The 6,106-nt window shown below is 64.4% G+C and carries 7 protein-coding genes; 2 read left to right on the top strand and 5 right to left on the bottom strand.

The window, feature by feature from the left end:
- The coding region (locus JGU72_RS07955; protein WP_199683089.1) for an HNH endonuclease signature motif containing protein at nt 1-937 on the top strand (937 nt) is incomplete at its 5' end.
- 46 nt (nt 938-983) lie between these two features.
- On the opposite strand, the gene JGU72_RS07950 is transcribed toward JGU72_RS07955, so the two are convergent.
- A complete protein-coding gene (locus JGU72_RS07950) occupies nt 984-2,006 on the bottom strand; it encodes a 2Fe-2S iron-sulfur cluster-binding protein (RefSeq protein ID WP_199683088.1) in 1,023 nt (340 codons plus the stop codon).
- Between the two features lie 3 nt (nt 2,007-2,009).
- Nucleotides 2,010-3,224, bottom strand: a complete 1,215-nt coding sequence (locus tag JGU72_RS07945) for a cytochrome P450 (RefSeq protein ID WP_199683087.1) — start codon at nt 3,222-3,224, stop codon at nt 2,010-2,012.
- A gap of 120 nt (nt 3,225-3,344) precedes the next feature.
- Here JGU72_RS07945 and JGU72_RS07940 point away from each other — a divergent pair, with 120 nt between their 5' ends.
- Entirely contained in the window at nt 3,345-4,331 is a 987-nt protein-coding gene (locus JGU72_RS07940) for a helix-turn-helix domain-containing protein (protein ID WP_199683086.1), read from the top strand.
- Here JGU72_RS07940 and JGU72_RS07935 read toward each other — a convergent pair.
- From JGU72_RS07935 to JGU72_RS07925, 3 genes are read right to left on the bottom strand one after another with little or no spacing between them, the layout of a single operon-like run.
- Entirely contained in the window at nt 4,311-4,523 is a 213-nt protein-coding gene (locus JGU72_RS07935) for a tautomerase family protein (protein WP_199683085.1), read from the bottom strand. The two genes, JGU72_RS07940 and JGU72_RS07935, sit on opposite strands and share 21 nt — an antisense overlap.
- Nucleotides 4,523-5,308 (bottom strand): 2-keto-4-pentenoate hydratase, encoded by a 786-nt coding sequence (locus tag JGU72_RS07930; RefSeq protein ID WP_199683084.1) that lies wholly within the window; start codon nt 5,306-5,308, stop codon nt 4,523-4,525. The genes JGU72_RS07935 and JGU72_RS07930 overlap by 1 nt, the downstream gene beginning before the upstream one ends.
- Nucleotides 5,305-6,099, bottom strand: coding sequence for a 2-keto-4-pentenoate hydratase (locus tag JGU72_RS07925; RefSeq protein ID WP_199683083.1), 795 nt, complete (start codon nt 6,097-6,099; stop codon nt 5,305-5,307). The genes JGU72_RS07930 and JGU72_RS07925 overlap by 4 nt, the downstream gene beginning before the upstream one ends.
- Nucleotides 6,100-6,106 lie beyond the last annotated feature (7 nt).

Below are 6,106 nucleotides of genomic sequence, written 5' to 3'. Positions count from 1 at the left end.
CGCGACGAAGGAGCGGCATGTGTGGATCGGCACCGGCCAAGATGGGATGGCCGATGTGTCGGGGTCGTTGCCGGCCGCGGATGCGGTGTTTTTGTCCGGCCGGATCGGTGAACTCGCCAAAGGAGTCTGCAAGCAGGATCCGCGCACGTTCGCCGCGCGGCGGGCGGATGCGTTGATCGCGCTGTCGCGCGGCGACACCCATCTGGCGTGTTTGTGCGGGCGGACCGAGTGCCACGCGGTCACCGGGCAATCGAAGGTGGCGCGGAAGGCGTTGGTGCATGTCATCGCGACTCGGGCGACCGTGGACGGTACGAGTGAGCAGCCGGGGTGGTTGGACGGGTTCGGCATCATCGACGCCGACCAAGCCCGCGATATCGCCGACACTGCGACGATTCGGCCGTTGCTCGACCCCGACGGTGCTGCCGCCGCGAGGAACACAGCCGCGGCCGGTGTTACACCGATCGACCGGACTGACGCGGTCGATGCCCGTGGGTCGTATCGGCCGTCGGAGAACCAGCAGGACTATGTGCGGGCGTTGTGGGGTTCCTGCATGTTCCCCAACTGCGATGTACCGGCCTGGGACTGCGATATCGACCACAACAAGGCCTACAACCACGTCAATCCAGCCGAAGGCGGCCAGACTGCGGTCGAGAACTTGGGACCGTTCTGCCGTAAGCATCACCGCGGCAAGACGTTCGGTGGGTGGGAGCTGATCCGTCATGAGGACGGGACCCTGACCATCACCTCACCGCTCGGCATGACCTATCCGGTGGCGGCGACCGGCCCGATTCCGTTGCTCGGCGGCACGGAACCCACCCGCCCGGACACCGAGCAGGTTCCCGATCCGAAGACCCGCACCAGGTCCGAACAACACGCCGCCCGGATCCGCAGCGAACGCGCCCACAACGCGGGCGACGACGAACCGCCACCCTTCTAAGACACCGTCCCGATCAGCCCGCCACCACCCGCTGGCGGGCGGGCCGTCAAACCCGCACGACCGCAACGGGTGTCACGGTGAACTCCTCCTTCGCAATCGCCTTCGGAGCCATGCGTCTACGCTTCAGCGCCTTGACCGCTGCAGTTACCATCGCCGGCGGACCGCACAGGTAGGCCCGGTACCCCCGGCAGCTCGGGTAGTCGTCGACAACCGCATCGGTCACCATTCCCATTGCCCCGGACCATGTTTCCTCACTGAGGACGGGGCGATACGAGAACCGGGGATCACTGACTTCCAGCGCGCGGAAGTACTCGACGTCGTACAGGTCCACCGAGCGTCGACCGCCGTGGTAGAGCCGAACCGCCGGCAACAGGTCGTTGTCCAGAGCGTGACGCACAATCGACTTCAACGGCGCGAGCCCAGTACCGCCGCCGATCAGGATCGCCGGTTCGGGGTGCGCCTCGACTACCCCGAACTGACCCAACGGACCACGTAGGAACACGGGGTCGCCGACCGTCAACGAGTTGAATATCCAACCCTCCGTAGCGATTCCGCCTTCGGTCAGCCGCACATGAAACTCCAGCATGCGAGATTCCGAAGGTGGATTCGCCATCGAATACTGCCTAGCCACGCCACAAGACGGCACTATCAGCTCCGCATACTGCCCCGCGTCGAACTCCATCGGCTCATCGAGTTCGATCACCAGCCGCCGGGTCCCACGAGCAATATCCGCCAGTTCGCGCACAGTGCCGGCATAGTCCCGCAGCGGCCGCAGCGGCCGATCCGAACCCGCATCGTTCAACGGAGAGATCGTCAGATCACACAACGGCTTCGATTGGCACGCAAGGGCGATCCCGGAATCGCGTTCGCACGCGGACAAGATTGTCTCGTCGGCTGGCCCGTGATCGACCTCGCCGCACAACACCCGGATCTTGCACGTTCCGCACGTTCCCTGTGAACACGCGTGCGGCAGCCACCGATTCGCCCGCAACGCGGCCTCCAGGACCGACCGATCAGGCGCGACCGGAAAGGTCCCCTCCTGGCCCGCGACCGTCACCAGGCGGTCCACCGCTCACACCTCCCACAGGACGTGAAGCGCCTGCGGCCCACGGAAGGTCCAGCCCCAGAACTGCGGCGCACGTTCGGGATCGGGCTCGATGTTCGGGATCGTCTCGAACAGCTCTTCGAGTGCAATCCGGACGATCGCCGTCCCGAGGTACGTACCAGCACAAGCATGATTTCCGGATCCGAAAGCAAGGTGCGGCATCGCGGGCCGGTCGACGTCGAACGCCGAAGGGTTCTCCCACACCGATTCGTCGCGATTCGCCGAACCGTAGGCCAACATGACCGGCGTGCCGGCTGCAAGCTCCAGGCCGGCAATGGTGACGTCATGGTTGGCGACCTTGACCGCCGCACTCCAGATCGGCGCTACCCAGCGCGCGCCCTCGGTGATCGCCCGCGGAAGCAGGCTCGGCTCGTCGACGACCTTCTCGAGCTGATCCGGATTCTGCAGCAGCCCAGCCAAAGTCGTCGTCATGACATGCCCGGGTTCCTGCAGGGCACCGAGCAGGAAGACGTAGATGTTCGGATAGATTTCCGCCCGATCGCGCACCTCGCCGTCCGACATTCCATCGTGCAACCAGTGCGAGATCAGCGTGTGGTCGGGATTCGCAGTCCAGTGGTCGAGCATGGGGTCGACCGTCGCAATGATCTCGTCCTTCACTTTGTCGCCCGCCTCGAACGGCGCCGCATTCACGAAGTTGCCCAAGGCATCCACCTCGGCATTTCCGTAGGACATCGCGAGCGTCTGGAACCAACGGACCAGGGTGTCGGACGGCACGTCCACAAGACCCATCAGATCGGCCACTGCACGCACGCTGACCGGCGCAAAGTAGGCCGCCTGGATATCGGCCGCGCCGAGTCCCTCGATCTTCGCCAAAATGGCTTGTGCCTGTGGCCTGACCAGCTTCTCCACGTAGGTGTCGACCGCGGACGGACGCAACTGCGGATCGATCCATTCACGCAGCTCGCGGTGCCGATCCCCATTCGACGCGAGCACAGTGCCCGCTCCGAACGTGCGGCCACCAGACGGGGCGATCACGGTCGACCAGGTGTCGGAGTCCTGGGTGATCTGCAGGCACAGCTCCCGCGTCGCCACCACGTGCATGCCGACCGCAGGAACGAATGCGACGGGAGCTTCGCGCCGCAGGCGCTCGTAGATCGGGTTCGGGTCGCGATCGAGTTCGGCCATGGTGATTTGGTCGATCCATGTGGTAGACGTTGTCATTGCGTGTACTCCTTCGTTGACTGCGTGGAGGATGCGGTGACGCCCGGGTGAGGGTTCGGGTTGTCCGCCTCGAAGAGTTCCTGTGATCTGGAACACTAGGAGGCGGAGGTGGGCTGCAACATGGCCGAGAGTGCACGGAAGGATGACTCTCCCTGCACCGTGCCGGTGCGGATCAACACAACCGAATTGGCATCGCGGGAGAGCCGCGTCCAGTGGTCCGACACGCTGGATTCGACCTACTGCGAAATGGACGTCGACTGGCCTGACCAGCGCGGACAGTTCGCCGCAGAACTCGTCGTCCGACCGTTCGGCGACCTGACGTTCAGCATGGTTCGCGCGGACCCGCATGCGGTGACACGCACGCCGGACATGATTCGCTCGGACCCCAGCGACGACTATCTGCTGTGCCTGATCACGCGGGGAACCGCGATTCTGCGCCAGCATTCGCGGTCGACGACGCTCCAGCACGGTGCCTTCGGGATTCTCGACAGTGCATCGCCATTCGTAGTCGACGGCGCGACGCGCTTCGAGCAGGTCGTCGTGCGCGCGCCTCGTGAGCTACTTGCCGGGCGCTTGACCGAGCAGACCCTGGACGACGTCACCGGCGTCGGAATTTCGGGCCAGAGCGGCATCGGACGGTTCGTGTCCCGCATGCTCGTGGAAATTGCGACAGCAGAAGACGAATTGCCTGAAGGGTCGACGTCGCCGGTCGCCACCTCGGCTCTGGACCTACTCGTGGCTGCCATCGGCGACCTGACTCCGCCGCTGCGCGGCACTCAGCGTATCCATCGGCAAGATCTGCAAACCGTGCAGCGGGCGATGGAGAGATACCTGCACGACCCCGACCATTCGACTGCCGAGATCGGGATCGAACTCGGAATGTCGGTGCGCTACATACACAAGCTGTTCGCCATGGCAGGCACCACGCCCCGGACCTGGCTGTACGAAGTCCGGCTCGAACGCGCTCGCCTCCACCTCGTTGAAACCGCGCTCACCGTTGCCGAGATCAGCGAGCGCGTCGGATTTCGTGACGTCTCACATTTCAGCCGAGCGTTCCGCCGCCGATTCGGTTCCAGCCCAGCGCAATTACGGGCTCGGGAAGCGTGAAAGTTGTTCGCGCTCAGCGAGGGTGACGTCGCCGGCCGCGAAATGCGTCGTCGGCGTTTCACGCAGAATGACGCGGATATTCGACAGCGGGACGTTCAACGCGTTCTGAGCGGCGTTGCTCAGTTCGTGAATCAGCCGCCGCAACTGTTCGGGACTGCGCCCCTCGGCAATGGTCACCTCGATGATCGGCATCAGCGACTCCCGGTCACAGTCACGCTCCCGAGATGCGTGAAGTGCGCCGCGATGCGCGAGCCGGCACCGATCGGTACCGCGTCGGTCATGCCGCCGGTAAGTACGATCCACCCCGCTTCGATCGCAAAGCCACGCTCGCCCAACGTGTTCGCGGCGAATGCCAATGCCTCGGCGGGATGTCCGTGGACGGCGGCACCGGTCGCGGAGTCGACGATTTCACCGTCCACCTCGAGCAGGCAGGCCTCGAGCCCAAGGTCGAGGTCTTCGGGCCGCCGAGCCACCGGACCGACCACATATCGCCCAGACGAGTTGTTGTCGGCAACGGCGTCGGCCATCGTGAACTTGTAGCCGGAGAACCGGCTGTCGATGATTTCGATCGCCCCGAAGACGTAATCGACTGCAGCCAAAGCGGTTGCGGCGGACACGCCAGGCCCCTCGAGACGGTGCTTCATTACGAACGCTATCTCCGGCTCTGCTCGGGCGTGAATCATTTTGTCCCGCGGGACCGGTTCGCCGATCGGCAGCATCATTCTGTCGGTCAGCCACGCTGTGGACGGCGAATCGACGCCGACCTGCCGCTGCTTGGCCTTCGACGTGACACCCAGCTTCACGCCCGTGACACTTTCACCGCGGGCGATCCGCATCCGCAAGGCGAGATCCTGTGCTTGATAGGCCGTTTCGAGGTCGAGCCCGTCCCATTCCGCTCGGATCGACGTCTGAGCCGTTACCGAATCCTCAGCGCGCAATAGCGTATCCGCCACGCTCGCGGCACACCACGTTGTCATTCCTCTTCCTCTCGACCGAGCAGGGCCGTCACAGACCCGAGCCCACCCATATTCGCGACGACGCAGTCGCCCGCCGATACGGCGAAGGCTCGTGTCATCGATCCCGGCAGTACCACATGTCCCGGCTCCAGCGTTACGCCAAGTGGACCGACCGTATTAGCCAGCCACACAAGCGCATTCAGAGGCGAACCGAGTACCGCACCGCCCGCGCCCGTCGCGACCAGGTCGCCGTTGATGTGGAGTGTGCAGCCGACCAGACGGAGGTCCAACTCGCGGAGCGTGACCGGCCTGCTGCCGAGGATCACACCGCCGGATGACGCGTTGTCGGCGATCGTGTCGAAGATGCCGATCCTCCAGTCGCGAATCCTGGAATCGACGATTTCAAGCGCGGGAAGAACGAAGTCGACTGCACGCGCGGCATCCGCGATCGTGACACCCGGTCCCGAAAGCGGGCGACCGAGGACGAACGCGATTTCGGGCTCGATCCGCGGCTGCAGGAAGGTTCCTGCGGGGATCGGATGATGCTCGAGGTGAAACATGCTTGCGGTCAGATGACCGAAATCCGGTTGGTCGACGCCCATTTGGCGTTGGATCGCCCGTGAGGCAAGGCCGACCTTGTGGCCCTTCACTACGTCACCGGCCAACTCCCACTGCTCGACCTGTGCCTGCTGAATCCGGTATGCGAGTTCGAGAGACGCGTCCGGGTGGTCGGGAGTGAGCGGTTCGATCGGCTCGCCTGTGCGGTAGACGTCGAGTAGCCGGTCTGCTGCTTTTCGTGCTGCGCTGTCCATGGTTTCT

It is taken from the genome of Antrihabitans auranticaus (assembly GCF_016481275.1).
Lineage (GTDB): Bacteria > Actinomycetota > Actinomycetes > Mycobacteriales > Mycobacteriaceae > Antrihabitans.
This window is presented reverse-complemented; position numbering and strand designations above follow the sequence as displayed.

Coding starts and splice junctions, on each gene's coding strand:
- JGU72_RS07940 (WP_199683086.1), top strand. CDS start 3,345: ATGGCCGAGAGTGCACGGAAGGATGACTCTCCCTGCACCGTGCCGGTG.
- JGU72_RS07925 (WP_199683083.1), bottom strand. CDS start 6,099: ATGGACAGCGCAGCACGAAAAGCAGCAGACCGGCTACTCGACGTCTAC.
- JGU72_RS07935 (WP_199683085.1), bottom strand. CDS start 4,523: ATGCCGATCATCGAGGTGACCATTGCCGAGGGGCGCAGTCCCGAACAG.
- JGU72_RS07930 (WP_199683084.1), bottom strand. CDS start 5,308: ATGACAACGTGGTGTGCCGCGAGCGTGGCGGATACGCTATTGCGCGCT.
- JGU72_RS07945 (WP_199683087.1), bottom strand. CDS start 3,224: ATGACAACGTCTACCACATGGATCGACCAAATCACCATGGCCGAACTC.